The sequence below is a fragment of the Moritella sp. genome (genome assembly GCF_013215705.1).
GTDB lineage: Bacteria > Pseudomonadota > Gammaproteobacteria > Enterobacterales > Moritellaceae > Moritella.
Genome location: NZ_JABSQR010000020.1, coordinates 12,877 through 29,981, shown reverse-complemented (window position 1 = coordinate 29,981; position 17,105 = coordinate 12,877). Strand labels below are relative to the sequence as shown.

Sequence of the window (17,105 nt, the reverse complement as noted above, 5' to 3'; positions counted from 1 at the left end):
AATGATTCAATAAAGCATTATTAATGCATACGCTGTCGCAACACATTGAGTGCATTTTTCTGTGCTGCAATCACCTGGTTCATGAGTGAATGATTACTCCGCATAACATTTCCAGCCGTATTATAGTCCATTAGATTAAGCTCATCCGGTAGTGAGAACTCATTAATCACTCGATCGTGAGCCTCCTCCAAACTTAACCCTCTCGCCATATGTTGCGTCATCAATGTAGTCAGCGGCGTGATGACTCTAGATTGAGGAACTGTTGTGAGCATGACTAGCTGCGCCTCACCAGTTCTAGTATCTACACCATTAATAAGCTTAATCAAACCATCACGCTCATCAATCAAACCATCGGCATTCTTATCAAAATACTGATAAGGAATATTAAACGTTGAACGCCCCTGACTATCAGTGAAACTAATCGGTTCATTGGTATCCCATAGATTATTACCATTAGCATCAAAGAATACGGTCCCCCCAACAATACTAGCCTGCTCCATCACTGCCGTATTACCAGCCCATTTAACACCCTCGAGTGTAAAATCATAAAGTCGGAAAATACCCAAGGTTTCTTCCCACACCCTTATTTTCAAAGCTTCAACATACGCTTTAAGTTCAACATATAAAGTAAAACCAAGTTCAAACGCATCCTTAGGATCCGTTATCAACTGCATAGCAAGGTCATAAGCACGTAATTTACCATCATACTGACCACCAGCGGTAAATCGACCATTTTTAAGTGGTTCACAAGCATTCGGTGTTGTTGCTTCACAAATATCAACCAAATCAACACCTCCAGCTAGACCGGGTCCCCCTTGGAAGAAGGAACCAAATACAATGAGATCAAGACCTGCACCAAGATAAACCTTTGCATCTCCTGAAAGTTCATATTTGTCCCACACATTTTTATCCGATAATTCCCGCTCGTAGCCACCCCACCAATCTTGATCGGTACTATCGTCACCACCAGCATAATAACTTTGCTCAGACCAATCCTTAATATAAATGCTATTTAACAAACGTAATGACCGATCTCCAGCTGAAAGTTCTCCTTGGCAATCCCAAATTCGTTCTGGTGTATTACTACCACAAATACTTTGTAATAACCCCCCAGTATCTACACCTACTTTAATATCAGTCGCTATTTTCATACTACCGCCAATATATCCAACAAAGATAGGGATAGGCGTAGGACGGAACTTCTGATCAATTTCAAAACTAAGATCCACATCAGGCACATCAATCAAAATTAGTTCTGCTGGATCACCAAATATAAATTTAAGTATGTCCAACGGTGAACTTAAAATTGGGAATGAAATAATTCCGCGACTACGTAATTCGTTAAAGCGCCCTTTTACTTTACTCTTGTTTTTATTTGGTTTTATATTAGCTCGTGGGGGCTCAGGACGCTCGGGTGAACTCTGCTTAACTTTACTTGGTCCAACCTTACCCGTTGCCGTTTTGGTGAATTCAAAATTCTTATCACTACCAATAATGATATGCCCTTGTTGATTAACATAAGGAACCAAAGATGTATCAACACCAGGTAAATTTGATGTATCACGATAAGGTGTCACACGAATATCTTTAGGCGAGACCAAGAAACCATCTGATGATACGATCCTTGCCTCCAGCGCTTTTGCACCAGATAATTCATCACCTAAGTCAGCAGCGATTTCAATCAACTGAAAAATATCCGCTGTAAACTCAAGAAAACGGTTCGCATTCTTAAGCATATTCGCATATTTCTTTGCTTTGGCAGAACCCTGCGATTTCAAAAATGGCGTGGGTATTTCCAGTACTGTTACCTTACCATCATTATTTGAATCAAATACATGTTGAAGGCTAAGCTTTGAAAACAACTTCATATCTGCAGTTAACGCATTCGCAATCGGTCGTATTGGTGCCATTTCAGTCGCCACATGCGAGAGTGGTTCCACTAATTGATCCGATAATAAAGAACCAAGATCAAGGCCTAGATTATAAATTCCAAAGATAAACTCACCGCCTCGGCTCGATACATTAGAAAATAGACCTGTGCCAGAATAACGTGCTGTTAATCCTAAATTGGCAATAACAGAAGGTAAAGGAAAATCAATATCCCCCCCAACTCTATCCCCATTATTATTACCCATTGCGGTATCTATTTGCGCATAGAGCGCCGCATCACCACCCAGTGTGAATTTGACAACACTCTGTTTTTCCTTGCGGATTTCAGTCCAATAAAGTATCCCATTGGTACTTTCAAGAGCCCACTCAGCAAATAAGTTTGCTTTTGCCATCGGCTGAATCAATCCTGGACCTGCTTTTATCATCGCGCCGATACCAGGTTCTAAAGTTGATAAATTATCACCCGTCCAACCATTCACACCATCATTGAAACTACCGATATATGTCATTTCTAGCTTATCATCGAAACTGACCATAAGTTTATTTTGACCCCGAATCATTAAACTCAATTTACGGAAAGTAAGGTCGTTTTGAGTCGAAATAAAGAAGTCATCTTGCAGTTGAGTTATACCATAAGTCGTATCTTCAGTCGTATCTTCAGTCGATCTCGCAATAATTCGATTATAAAATTCATTCAATGTTGATTTATTTGACAAGTTTGACGAGGTTTCCCAGTTCGGTATCCCCTCTCCCATAATATCAATTGCATTTTCTAATGACGCTACACCTTTGAGCTTAAGATCATCTTCTGTCGTTTTCGTCATCAGAATATTAGGGCTATGTACTTTACAATCTTGCCCTTCACTTACTTTTTCTTCGTCCGTACAATAAATTTTATATCCTTGAAACAGGGCTTTAATTTTATATTTATACTGATCTTCTTTTTGTTCTTCCTCCGTCATTGAAATAAATTCACTTTTCACTAAATCTTTACACAGTACTTTATCTGCTGCCTCTTGCTCTGTTGTTGGCGGCTTAACTTCCCAATCACGACAATTCAAGATATAGCTAGACTCAGAAACATCACGTTTTAAATAATAGTTATAATCACCCTGTTTAGTTAGAGATAAGACCCCGTATTGACCAACAATATAAGCGGCTAAATTGACGTCTACATTAGCATCAGTGATTTCAGCAACTTGATCACGGTCCTCATAGTTACCAACCAGTGTTTTAAATACTTTAGCAGGAGATGTCTGCCCTGTATCACTCACATTTGCCGGTTGCATTGGCGCCTGACTAATACTTACACTCGCAATAAATAACTGCATATCACCGCTAAAATCGAGCGCCGAAGATAAACTAAGAGATAATTTACTTACCGTATCAACGCTAGGCGTATCTGTATTTTCTGATTTAAAAAACATCATTCTATACTTAGAAAGCGTGTACTGAACGATTGTCCACTGAGTGTCGCCGGCACCTTTTAATTGAATATCATCAATGTTTTTTAATTTATCTTTACCCTTAAAGGCCACATTTTCAGCCGAAAGTGATGAAAACTCCCATGTCCATTCAATATGATAGTCATTGCCTGTTTTCTTTAAGGTACCTATCACTTTCAGATCACCATCCTCAAGTTTCAGCGTATCAGACCAGACTGATTTCTTCTTGAATACATTCATATCACTCGGGACCGATTTAGTCGTACCTGTCAGTGCATTCAACCAAGGTGCTTTAATGTTTAATTTTTCAGGTTTACAGCGATTATCCGCTGTTTTTTTACAACTTGTTTTCAAAATGACACTTGGGTCTTTATGCGTAGTTGACAGCATGACTAAGGTTCTATCAGTCTTGAGCTCTACTGCAGGTTTTATCTCACTAACGATAATATCTGCGGTAAATGTGCTATTCCTTGGTCCAAATAATGTTGAATCAATGGCTTCAATAACATTAATATTAAAATTAAAATTCAGTGCTTGAGAGCCTCGATTGTTATCCTTATCATTAAAATCGGTCGCTTTAATGGACCGTTTTTTAAACTGCAATCCGTCCTTAAGCGTCGACAAATAATCCAATACCGCTACAATATTTTGCCTTTCCTGATTAGTCGAAGCCTTATTGATATTATGATCCGGATCCACTTCATTACTAATAATAATAGCTACATTCTTATTCGGTCCTATTGACTCAGGTTGCTTGAGTGATATTTCAATAAAGGGCGCATCATGACTGTCTTTACCATATATCACATCTTCCTCACTCAATAATGTTTTTACTATGCCCTCTATAACACTAAAATCATATATCGGCTTATCTTGATAAGGATCGCTGTGTCTTGGATTAACCCGTTTCCATTGCCAATAAACCTCAATCTTCTTCTTCTTCAGATCAGCATTAATAGAAGCCATATTTTCAGGTTTTGCTGGTTTACTGTTTATACCTGGAATATTTCCCTGCTGATTAATAAAAATAATACCATTAGAGGCAATCGATATTCCTTCCCAAGTTTGTAATGAATAAAGCTCAACAGGTTCAGATACCGGACTACCAAGCAACCTATCCAGCGCAGCACGGTCTGTTACAATAAATATGCTAGGCCTTGCTGCTTTCTGATCACCTGTATCTTTTTTATTACGATCGAACTTAATGCCAAACACCAGATCCGACGTAAATTTAAATGTGCCTCTTGCGGCTCCAGTAAAGTGTCCCATTCCCGGCATTCCCCAGTCTGTCACAAATTCATCTGTCTGAGCACTAAACCCGGCAGTAAAGGAAAGTTTTAGCATGAGTTTTTCATTATCAAACTTTAAGATCTGCACTGGAATATGATAATAACCAAAAGTGGCTTGTAATGCTTTAGTGAATATCTTCTGTATCTCTGTCGTCGTTAAATGTGGTTGTTTGAGTAATTCACTCACTACAATATCTTGGATTCGCTCAGAAAAGCTCGGTATATTCGCATGACTAGCATCACCAGATGTAAGTCCTGTTGGACCTCCCCCTAATCGCCCGAGTAAAGGCACGCTGGTATCATACAAACGCTCCTGAAGGAATCCTAAAACTTCCGATATTCCTTGAGCAATTTCGATAGGATCTAACGCGGCCTCCTGTAAATAAACACTGCTAGTCGCCTGCCCGGCTCGAACGAGTTTAATGCTGCTGTCTTTATCCAAAAGCTTACCACTGAACTGCAGTTTTTTACCTTCAACAGAAGATAACAGCTCACTATCAACCTGCACCTGCACCTGACTAGCACCACCAGACTGCTTATAGGTGACAGTCAGTGCCAGTACATTGTCAGAATGATTATTGAGTATATAATTAAAGCGTTCAGTGACGGTGCGCTCATCAATATTATCAAGCCCAGCCTTAATTAGGGTTTCATCTAGCGTATAAATATAACTCGCATCTTGACTCAGTATTAATTCACCATACTGACCAGCCAAATTAATCTCATTATCCACAGCGATTAAACTTGCTACTGAATTAAGTGGATTTGCTGTAAATAATGGATTTGTCGTGAGTAATCCCTTTCCAACCCAGAGATCCTTATCATCCAGATCACGTAATGACATATTGGTTACTTTAGGTAGCACATATGTTCGGCCATACTGGCTTACGTCGATTCGAATATTTTCTTCTAATTCTGAACCTGTATCTAGCGTCGAAGATATTATCTGCCCGGTAATATATGGTGCTCCTTCACCATCAATACAAACAGTTAAATTATTTTCACTATCACAAACGCCTGGACTATAACCATTCACCTGTGCCGATAATGTTTTTCCTGCAGACGTAGCCGTATGCTTAGTTAAATCAACATTAAATGCGAAGTTCTCAACGATCTCACCTTCACTATCATTATTGCCTAAGCTGTAAATAAATGAGTCAGAAAAAGTCCAATGTGATTGCGTGTAATCACTACTATCAGTGTTTAATGTATATCTATAACTATTTTTAGCTAAATCAAATGTTAATGTACCATTATCTCCATCGGGAAAAATGATTGTTGCTGTAGATGAAGGGACTGAAGTAAGTACAGCTTGATTTACGGCACTAATCTCAACAGCTAATTTTTGTGTTAGCGTATCGTTTTTATTTCGAGCGATCTGATACTCGAATACATCATAAATCTTACCAATAGAAGCTTTTGCAATAGCGGTAAGTATGGCCTGTTGAGAATCTGAACTGCCAAATTTCCCATCAGAAATACGATAAATAAAATCACCTAAATAATCTTTACTGCCCTTTATTGTCGTTAATGAAACTGTTCCATAATCTCCTTTGGCAGAGGTCGCACCAGAAAAACTGACTGCGCCTTCGATGACGAGTGCGTCTTTGCCTTCAACGTCTGTCGGACTGGTTAAATTCAGCGCCCCCTTCATGGTATTGTAAAAAGGTTCACACTCAGAAGGATTGGCATAATCCTGCTGACAGGCATTACTTTCATCAAGCAATGTGAAATAAATATTGCTATAACGTGGCGCTAACGCATCATCATTACTGATCAAATTATTAAACAAGTGAATATCTACCGTCTGCCACTGATTCCAATTATTTGTACTAAATACAATCGGTTCAATATTCATAAAGGTACGATCACGCTGATTTTGATAACGGACATCCTCGTAGTAAAATGCTAATTTCACGTCAGTCTGTGGCTGAGATTTTAAGCCAACCCTAAATCCGTTATATCGCCCTTCTTCTACAGTTAGACCGCCTTCTGGCATGACAATTTTCAGACCGATATCTTCATTATCTAAAATACGAACAGCAGCTTTATGTGTCTCTGGATGTACCAAATCTAAGCGATATTGATCAGCATGCTCAGGATTATCTTCATTCGATACTGGTGGATTAATCACGACGACTACTTTCTCATAGCGTGCAGCTAAAGACTCTTCCGGTGTTAGATCATCAATCGGAAAAATAGGGAAACTAACCCGTTTTTTATCTTCCGGTATATAAAGAGTACCTGACATTAACGTATCATAACCTTGAAAATCAGGGCCGGGATCGGCCAATACATCGCTGCCTTTTGGTGGCTTAGATTCTGCTGTTGCGCCATGTGAGTCCGAAGAGTTATACCCATAAAGTGTATAGTTAACCGGCAAACCACCCGGGTAGCCTACATTTTCCAGTACACTGAAAGTAAAATAACCGGGATGAGTGTTTTCACCCGCATTAAGATCCACACCCGCACGCACAATCGGTTTATCATTATCTTCAATATTCACGACCAATGGTAGCGTCGTTGTCATTTGATAGACCGGGTCCAATAAATCACTGCTCATGCCAGATAGTCGCCCACCCGTGGTGCCTGTAAACGTTTGCTCTTTGACATTATCAAGACTCTTGAAACAATCGCGATCTGACTTATAATTTTCACGATCTATACAAGAATGAACAGCTATATCGACACCACTTTCATTAACTGTGCTAACGATTGCTATATCCAATGTGTGAGATTGTTTGTTATCAATTTGGGTAAAATAAAGCCGTTGTTCCTGATAGACACTCTCAGACAGGTCCCTAGACAAACGATACTGATAACTACCATCACTATTCCACTTTATCTGACCATAATTCCCCTGAATCATTTGCTGAGGATCTGTCAGTAATAGTTCAATATGTCGAATATGATTATATTCCACAATATCATCATCAACAGCAGCCACCGCAACAGTTCGAGTTAAATCCCAATTTTCTGGAGTAAATATTAAATCAATTGACTGCCCAGCTAACGAATTAGCATTAAAAAATAAATTACCACTTTTACTTAATATAACAGGATCATTCTGCTGCTTATCTTCAGTATTCATCAATGTAATACTGAGACTATCACTTGATAAACGACCATAACCATTATCAATCACATAAGAGAAATTCTCATTAGCTTGCCCCTCTTCAACGACGGTTTCTTGCTGATAGGTATAATCGCCATTCGACTTCCAACATAAGGTTCCATAAACTCCTTTTGTGTCAGTACATGCCTTATCGCTACGAGCCATGATAGTTTTGACCTGACGACTCACAGCATCAACATCAACCATTTTTATAATACGTCGTTGCGGAAAGAAGGTTAACTGGTTATCTTCTGGCACCAGTGACACCTTCACGGCCTGAGTCGGTTTACTCGTTAAACGAACCTCAACAGCGTTAATTTCTCCTTCTGTAGCATGTATGCTACCCGGTGCTATCGCAGCCGTTGGTAAACTTGAAAAACGGACATTTATCGCAGCGTGATCATTATTCTCAATTCCTGTTGCTGGTAGCACATTTGCCAAATTATCATAATTTATATCTTCACTCTTAGTAATAAACAAATAACTAAAGAGTGTAGATTCATCGTCAACTAAGTCATCAACACCTTTAACCCAAAATAACTGATCGGTGTTCCAATTATCGCCTTCAGGATTAAACTTAAAGGAAATTGTATCTTTAAAGCCTTCTCCTTCGACTTTACTCACTAATCCACCGAGCTCAGGAGCCGTCGTCGCAATTTTGACTTTCACGACATTATTTGGCTGGCTCGCTAAATGGACCTTATAAAGCTTAGATCGAGTCTCTGTCTCAGATACTTCAATACGCACATTTGGATCATTAAGTGTGAGAACCGAATTATTTCCCCGCTTCACGACCAGACCCACTTGGTCATTATCTTTAATATCAATACGAACTAAGTCACTGCCCGTTTTAGTATAATAATCAGCTTGATTGACATTACCTTCGACAATTTGTAGTTGAATAAATTCAAGAGGCTCTGCGCGTTGATCATCTTTAAGCTTAATGAGGATATTCGCTTCCGAATTTCCCTCGTCAATGGTGACAAAAGAAAAGCCCTGTGTTTCCTTCAAACTAATCACACCCTGATGATTACTTTGGAACAAATCATCATCGCCATCTCCGTCCCAATCAAAAAATTGATAGAGCTCAACTTGGTCATAAGCATGCTGCATCGTTATGTTATCACCACCTATATCTGTATCAAGATGTCTCAGATAATTGGCAATATTACTGTGGGGAGCCGCTACATAATAAGGCTGTTCCGCATTTCCGTAATTTTCAAAATACTTCAGTCCCCCTGGTAACTGCCCCGGTTTATTACCGATATAATCAATGACTGCATCTTTATCACCATCATTATCCAAATCAACAAATTGAATAAAATAGCCTTGTTCCATCTGTGTCAACTTAGGTAAATTGAGAAGACTTGTATGACTACGAGTCAATACGCTATACCCTTTTCCCTCAGCGTTTGCTAAACCTTTCTCAATAGAAAAATGGACTGTTTTCCCTTCATTACTTATTACAACGAGTTCTAATTTACCATCATTATTCAAATCAACGAGCGTTGGAGACAACATACTCGTTAGCTCTGGCTGACTACCTTTTTGATAAAGGCTATGAGCCTGTAAAAATTTCGGTTGTTTCAAATCGCCCGTATTTGTTAGCTGATATAAGAGACCATCACTAGTACCTAAAATCAGATCGACGTCCCCATCTTGATCTACATCGCCAGCCGTCATTGATACCGTATTTTTCAATATTAAATTAAGTGGTTTTATCTGGAATTGAGGGTTCTGATTAATTTTTTTATTTAAATTAAGATGTAAATAAAGCTGACCTGAATCATCCATAATCACTGCATCAGGTAAGTTGTCACCATTAAAATCAGCAATGGTGAACAGCCGGCCTCGGCTAACAGTTTCAAGATTAAATAAATTGCTTGAACGAGTGACAAAACCCGTAAGCATTTCATAGTCATCCCCTTCCTGTGCACTTTGTTTAACCAACCAAACCTCTTGTTTTACAACCGGATCTTCGAGATCTAATTCGTCTCCCTGGCTATTTACCAATGTCGATTGAGTATTTTCATTACCTATATTAGCTAAACTCAATTGGTTAAAATGCCACAAACCACTTAATGATGGATAATCGTCATTCAAACCAGCAGTAGGTAATGTAATTGAATAACTGCTGCGGATCTGCATATCAGTTCGAGGTTGAGTCCAAATACGGACTTCATCTATTTCCCCTGAAAAATACTCAGTTTTATTTTTAGCCCGACCAATCGCGCGTAAATGAGTCGGAATAGAGGCAATAACATTGGCATTGTTTGTTGCAACTTTCTCTCCATTTACATACCACACTTCACCTAGAGCTGAAGACGTATAAGCGATATGAAACCACTGTTTTTTTATCACACTATCAGGTAAATCAAAGGTGAAACCATTGAATGAGGTCAAAACCTTATTCTTTATCGTCAATAAATTACTTTCTTCATTATTGTTGTCACCAACGAATAACCCTTGCTGGCTATTACTTATTTTTGGATATAGCCACATTTCTAAAGTTATGCCTGCACTGTCTTCCCCCCTTAATAGCACACTTTCATCCGCCACTTCGAGCGCATAACCTTTAGTTTTATCTTTCAGTTTTAGCGCTATATTTGATGGCTCATTTGAACTTGCCGTATTTATATTAAAATAAACGCGGGTCGCTTGCGTAGCAGGTTCTGAAAGTCTTGCCGTTATTGCAATTTTACCACTGTCTTCAGTAAAGCTATTATCCGAAATTGACAAAGTAGCAAGCGGTTTACTCGGATCACTTAACGCGACATAACTGGTAATAATCCTTGGCTGCTTATTAATATCAACTAAGCTGATCGTTTTTTCCGTGACATTTTCAGCATTCGAGATATTAAAGCTGATCAAATCGGCTTGTGGACGAGGATTGGCTTCAAAAGACCAAGCAGCATATCCATTTTGATTCAATACGGTTAATGAACCAAACTCAGTTAATAATATTTCACCCACATTCGCTATTATATTATCTTCGACACTTGATGATAAGGCATGATAAGAGAAAGTCTTAGGTTGCTTTAAGTCAGGATCTTCATCTGTAATATGACTGAGAATAACAATCTTTGGTAGACCATTTGTTAACATTAAACTCACGTCAGCACTCACCGTTGTTCGCTCGCCTTTAGCCTCTAATCGGATCCCTGCAATATGGAGATTCCCTTGCCATTTAGGTTCTTGCTTGAACAATGCCGAAGTCACTACCGCTTGAGCCGTTAAGGTTATAGGATCAACACCCGCGTTAATACCAGCATCAATACTACCCGCTTCCTCTGTAGAATAAGGTAATAATGTTAACAATTCAGCGCCATTTTTTGATGCCACAAGTTGCTTATCTTTAAATACCCATGTCCACCCTTCAACCTCTGCGCCTGTATTATCCGTTACAATTATATTGCCAACACTCGATGAAGAAAAACGTATCTCATTAATTTTTTCTTCATTCGATTTAACAAAATAGATCCGGTGCGTGTTTAAACTACCTGGAAATATCTGTATTTTTATCGAGTCCTGAATATAAATAGGACTATCCCGGAGACTATTATTTTGTTTGGCGGTCAAATTAATATAAGATAAATTCGGTGAATAATTGCCTTGCTGATCCGTACCTACAGACTTAGCTATTACGTTAACAAACTGAGGTTGATCCCAATCTTCTGCGGTAAAGTTAAACTTGGAGCAGTCGTCACTGGAGACATGATCACAAGATAAACTAATCGCAGCACTATTATTTTCATCACTACCGACACCACTCTGCTCTAATATTATGGTTACTTTCGCATTAGGTAATGGTTGCGATTTTAATCTAAAGCCTAATCGTTGCTGTTGACCAACAGTTAAATTCATTTCATCAGCGTCACTAACCTGGTCGCGTAAAATCAAATTAACAGGTGTCGCAGCCTCAGTAAGAACAACATCCTGACTCACAGATCCACTAAATCCAGAATTAAATTGCATAAAGGTCGACGCAGATAGCGTACCATCTAAATTAGTAGCGCCCTTTAACGTAATACTTTTTACTATATACTCTTGTCCCAACAAAAATACGGATTTACCAGAAAGCTTAAGGGATACCGACACAGAATCTGGTGTTGTTGCTAATGCCGATTTGTTTATATTTGATGTAGTCGCTAACAATTCAATGGGTAGCAACACCTGAGGAAGAGAGAGACTATCTGCACTCAGTAACACCAAACCAGTATCGGATGGTTTCTGCCAAGCAACAGATAAGTGTTGCGCCTCTAAGCTGTTGATCTGCAATACTTCTAGCGTATATTGCTGACCTTTAATTAGGTGGACCCCTAGAGAACGCTGTTGGGAATTTTTCTGCCCCTCTGTTTGAGTTTCAGTTTCAATTGCTGCATCCCACCACCAATCATGCTCTTTAGGATAATCAGCTGGGTCATCCAGATCATGACCATCAACAATAAACTTAACGTAATCATCCGCAGTTACATTTTTTATGTTTTCCTGGAAAATAAACGTGATACTTTTACCGTCATAGTTAGGATATAGACCATCATTTGGATTGTCTTTACAGGTATCTGGCTTCGAATAAGTAGGAGGACGCCCTATATATAATTCATTATTTAATACCGGTTTATCAGCCTGTCCATACCAAGTAAGAGTATCTGAATTAATAAAAAAATATTCACTACAAATCGTGGTAACACCTGTCAAGTCTGGTAATAGTGACAGTTTTTTATTATTGCCGAGTGGTAATGTGCCTTTATTCTCACCCATGGTATATTCTACCGTCCAAGGGTCTTCCGCTGTAATCGCATGATTAAATCGTGACAATTCAAATTGAACTCGAGTGTATTTAGTATGACTTTCAACCTTCACCTCATATTTACCATACTTCTCATTACCATCAATATAAGCAAGGATACGAGGTTCAAGTTCTTCCCCTTGTAGTGCTAGCTGAGCATCACCATCTGATGCTAAAGCAAATATATATTCACCGGTTTCCGGCGCGGTTAATATCGTTCTAATGCGGCGGCCAATTTTATCTTCATCATTTAATGGGATATCTAAAGCACGAGTTAACATTTTGCTGTTATCCGGTGATTTATTCAGATATGACTGGCTAGCTGTAAATTCAGCAATAGAATCAACAGCGATATCCTGCCAAGTTTCGACCATAAATCCACTCGTCAGTGTACCTGGGATCAAATTATCTTTGGATATAGTCACTAACTCAAAAAAAGGACCTTCTGATACATCACTAAATTGCCAGCTAACAGAAAACTCACCAACTGGTTGCGTCGAGGCGTTTTGATACAATGCTTCTATATAATAACTCTGTTCCATATCAAGTAGATAGCTGATTTCCTTATCATCTTTCACACCCAATACCGGCGCTTTATTTAAAGACGCAATTAATCCTTTATTCTGTCTATCTCCACCAACAGGGTTAAGCCATAATTCAGCCAATGCAGTTGCCGGTCCCGCTAAATTAAAACGATAATATCCTGTTTGAGTTACTTTTAATTGACCTCGATAACGAACAACGGTATTTCCGACTAGATCGTTACGTGTAAAAGGTGCTTCATTACGAGTAAATTCAGCTTCTAAAGGTAGTATAGGAAAATAAATGGAGGGGCTATCTGATTGTTCATTCGGTGCTATTTCTTGCAATAAACCATGTCGGGCTACAACTGATGAAGCAAGCTTACCTGCACCTTTTTTCTCAATAACGATGTCTTTTATCAATGGGTCATAGTGTTGAATCATCAAATCGCCATTGTCTTTAAAACCGATAACAGCCACTTCTGGTGATAAGATGACCTTATCGCCGACGGTTGGTTTTTCTGTCTGATGCTGGCTAATTAAAATGGTTGCAATATCATCATCTTGGATAGTAAAACTCGCAATATCACCACCCTGAGAGTAAGAAACACCCGCCAATGGTTCATCGCTAAGATTGGTTATTCCCGTCAATTTAATATTGATTTTACGGATACCATTTATTATATCATCATCAATAATGAGATAAGGTACCGCGATACTAGAGTCGTATGCCGTCAGAAGAATACTTTCAGGTTCACCGTCATCAATTTTATATAGTACCTTGATCCCATAAGGTAGCGCTTGTCCAAGGCTAATAACAAATTCAGGCTGATCTTTACTTCCTTCCGTATACTCTGCAAGACCAGGAAGCACTTGAATACTCACATCACGTTGTGTTACATCCGGTATTTTACCTTCCGTTATTTTTAATTTTTTTGCATCAGTTTCTGGATATATCGCAAGCGTAAAATCATTATAAAATTGGTCGCTACTAACAGTGCTAACATTTATCACATCCCCCCATGAACTAATGTTAACCTTTTGATAAGTAAACCAGTTATCTGCAGAGAAAGTTAATTTTACATCCCCCTTAAGGTCGACATCAGCACTGGGTTGGCTACTTAATTTAACCCAAAATATTGCACGTCCATCTTCCGCTAATAATAACGGATTATCCGTTGTGTTTACCTGTTCGCCATTAATATTATCGGAAATAATAATACCAGGAGAAAACTCACCACTATCAAGTAACGTAAATATAGCGTTTTTTGCTGTACTTTTAGGCTGATAAAACTGATATTCTCCGGCAGGCGTATTAGCTAAGATCGCATTTAGTTGTGTGCTATCATAGCTAGGATCGGTAAATTTCTGGAGTGTTAACGTATAGTTCTGACTTTCTTCTTTGATAGCATCAGGTAAAGCCGAAAAATAAATACGCGCCGCCCCAGCAGGAAGTTCACTCTCTGTATTTTCACTCTCTGTATCTGAGACCGGGATAATGACAGCATTAAATATTTGAGCTCCTGCTAAGTCATCAAGCTTTCCATCAGTAATTTGTTCATATCGATCATTATTATAATTTATCTGATTAGACAAGAACTGAACCCCAGCTCCTGACTCTGTAATATTATAATGCACTGGCAATCCACCCGCTAATGCATTATTAAAAAATGCCCCCTGGACAGCTGTTGAGTACTGACTGACATTCGAATCCCAATTTTCAGGCAAGTGGCCATCTTTTGATGTTCGTTGAACGTTAATAGGTCGCTTGGCTTGCAAGGTTACGTAGCCCAAACTTTTAATATCATCAAGATTAATTTTATTACGAGCTGTTGATGACGTAACTTGTTCACAAGGAGAATCAGAAGAGGCTAAACCATCAGCAAGATCACAAATAGTCGTGCGAGATAGGTCTGATAATATTTCGACTTGAAAGTTTACATCTTCTATTATTACTTGCTGTGAGAAATTGTCCACATCAATGGCATAACCATCACTTGCTAATAAATTGACGGTAAAAGACTCATCACCTTCTAAACGCTTGTCTAAATAAGTTTGAATCCCAGTATAAGCACCTAATTCATCACCAACATGGCGTCTAGGAATATTAAGATAAATATCGCCTGCAGTTCCAGCAGATACGGCCACAGAGTAGATAAATTGTGATCCCCAAGCAAAATCAGCTTTAGTTTGCTGGCCAATATCCGCCGGATCATCACTATTACCTGGATTTGCATAAGCATCAGGATCACTAAGATAAAAATATAATCTAGTCTGAGTAGCAAAAGGCTGAGAGAGATTAATTTTTAGATTAGCGCGTTCACCTTCATAGATCCTATCGGTAAGGTCGTTATTAAGGTTAACTAAACTCAAGCCGACGGTAGGAACTGATTCTGATGCGGGATAATCAGAGAGGTTATCACCATAATTCAGATCTTGCTCACGCTGATCTTTTGCTACGAATAACGCAGATCCTTTGGCTTGTGCTAAATGCCCACTTCCTGATACACCGTTATTTACAGTATTATTATTAAAATTACTTGATCGCATTGTAAGCTGAGCATTATTATCTTCTCTTATAAAGATTGCACCGCCTAAGCCAGCACCACCACCGCCGAATTTAGCATCACCACCGGTAAAATAACCCTTAATACCATCATTCGCTTCCCCACCGTAACCGGAATTAGTCTTATCGACACTATATCCACCAGAACCACCATCACCTGGTTCGGGGTTGCCTTCACCAAATTGATAATCATCTCCACCACCAGAACCACCTGCACCACCACCAGCGCCAAATCCACCATCAGCACCTGCTCCACCAGTACGACCACCATCTTGACTAGAATGTTCTCGGCAATCGCCACCGCCACCGCCACCAGAGCCCCCTCCAGTACCCCAGCTCCCCTTAGTTCCATTCTGTTTAGGTTGAGCAGTGCAACTCTTGCCTGAATTATTGCAGGGGTCTCCTTTATCACCACCTACACCGGAATTTGTTTGCTGGAATTTAGCATTGATATTAAATCCACCACCAGAGCCACCAGAATGTGCAGTAGAGCTATTAACATTACAGCTATCAGTATGATTTCCACCTTTACCGCCAGGTTCAGTACTCTTACCACCTTGTGCTTTATTCTGACTAAAACTTGTTTGCTCAAGAACGACTTTTCCTTTATTAATAAAAATAGCACCACCAGCACCGAGTCCACCACCACCAGCATTTGTTCCCTCCTGTCCCTTTGCAAGACCATTAATAAACTTAATCCCAAAAAAAGAAATAAATCCGGTATTTGTGTCACTATTAATCGATATTATTTGATGTTTACCCTGTCCATTAATGACTGCTGGTTTCTTAGGTTCACCAATTACCCATATAGGATGAGACAAATTAGTAACCGTATCTAACGACTTATCTAACATAATATCGTGATCTAATATTCTTAAATCTACGATACAGCCCTCGGAACATTCCGATGCACTGCCTGCTAATTTAATGGCGTCACTTAGAACCGAGCCTAATGGCGAAATAACGCGGATGATGCCCTTGTCAATGTCAGTACAATCAAGACCCGTAGCGCAGGAACTATTATTATTCACTGATGAAGATGAAGGCCTGTCTATTAACCCATATAAAACCGAGATAGAAAGAAGCAGCAGGACGGTAACTAAGATCATTGATTTGTTTATTTTAAGCATATTGATAATCCCTTCCATAAAATAAATAATATCAACTAGCTAACCCATAATTTATATACATAATCATTAAAAATGAATAGGTATATAAGTTATGGGTCTCACCAGTCTTCCTTGACTAGGGCTAACACACCGCCCGATACCCCATAATGGGTATTTGGAGTTACAATTGAAACTAAAAAATAACAAATTTAGTATCACGTGATATTCATGTGATCCATAACCATTTAAATATATTTTTTAGTGATGCACATCACGTTGTAAACTTCGTTTTAGTTTCAACTTAACGAATAATTCAGAGTAAAAAAAAAGATATTCAAATATGAATATCTTTTTTTTATCACTACAATTTAAAATTTAAGT

Annotated in this window: 1 protein-coding gene; it reads right to left on the bottom strand. The window is 38.9% G+C overall.

Annotation, left to right across the window (positions count from 1 at the left end; genetic code table 11):
- Nucleotides 1–20: 20 nt before the first annotated feature.
- The gene (locus HRT96_RS14020) at nt 21–16,745 is read right to left on the bottom strand and encodes a LamG-like jellyroll fold domain-containing protein (protein WP_293157837.1); all 16,725 of its coding nucleotides are present in this window, start codon (nt 16,743–16,745) and stop codon (nt 21–23) included.
- Between the last annotated feature and the right edge of the window lie 360 nt (nt 16,746–17,105).

Excerpts from the sequence above, each read along its gene's own strand:
- HRT96_RS14020 (WP_293157837.1), bottom strand. The coding sequence starts at position 16,745 with ATGCTTAAAATAAACAAATCAATGATCTTAGTTACCGTCCTGCTGCTT.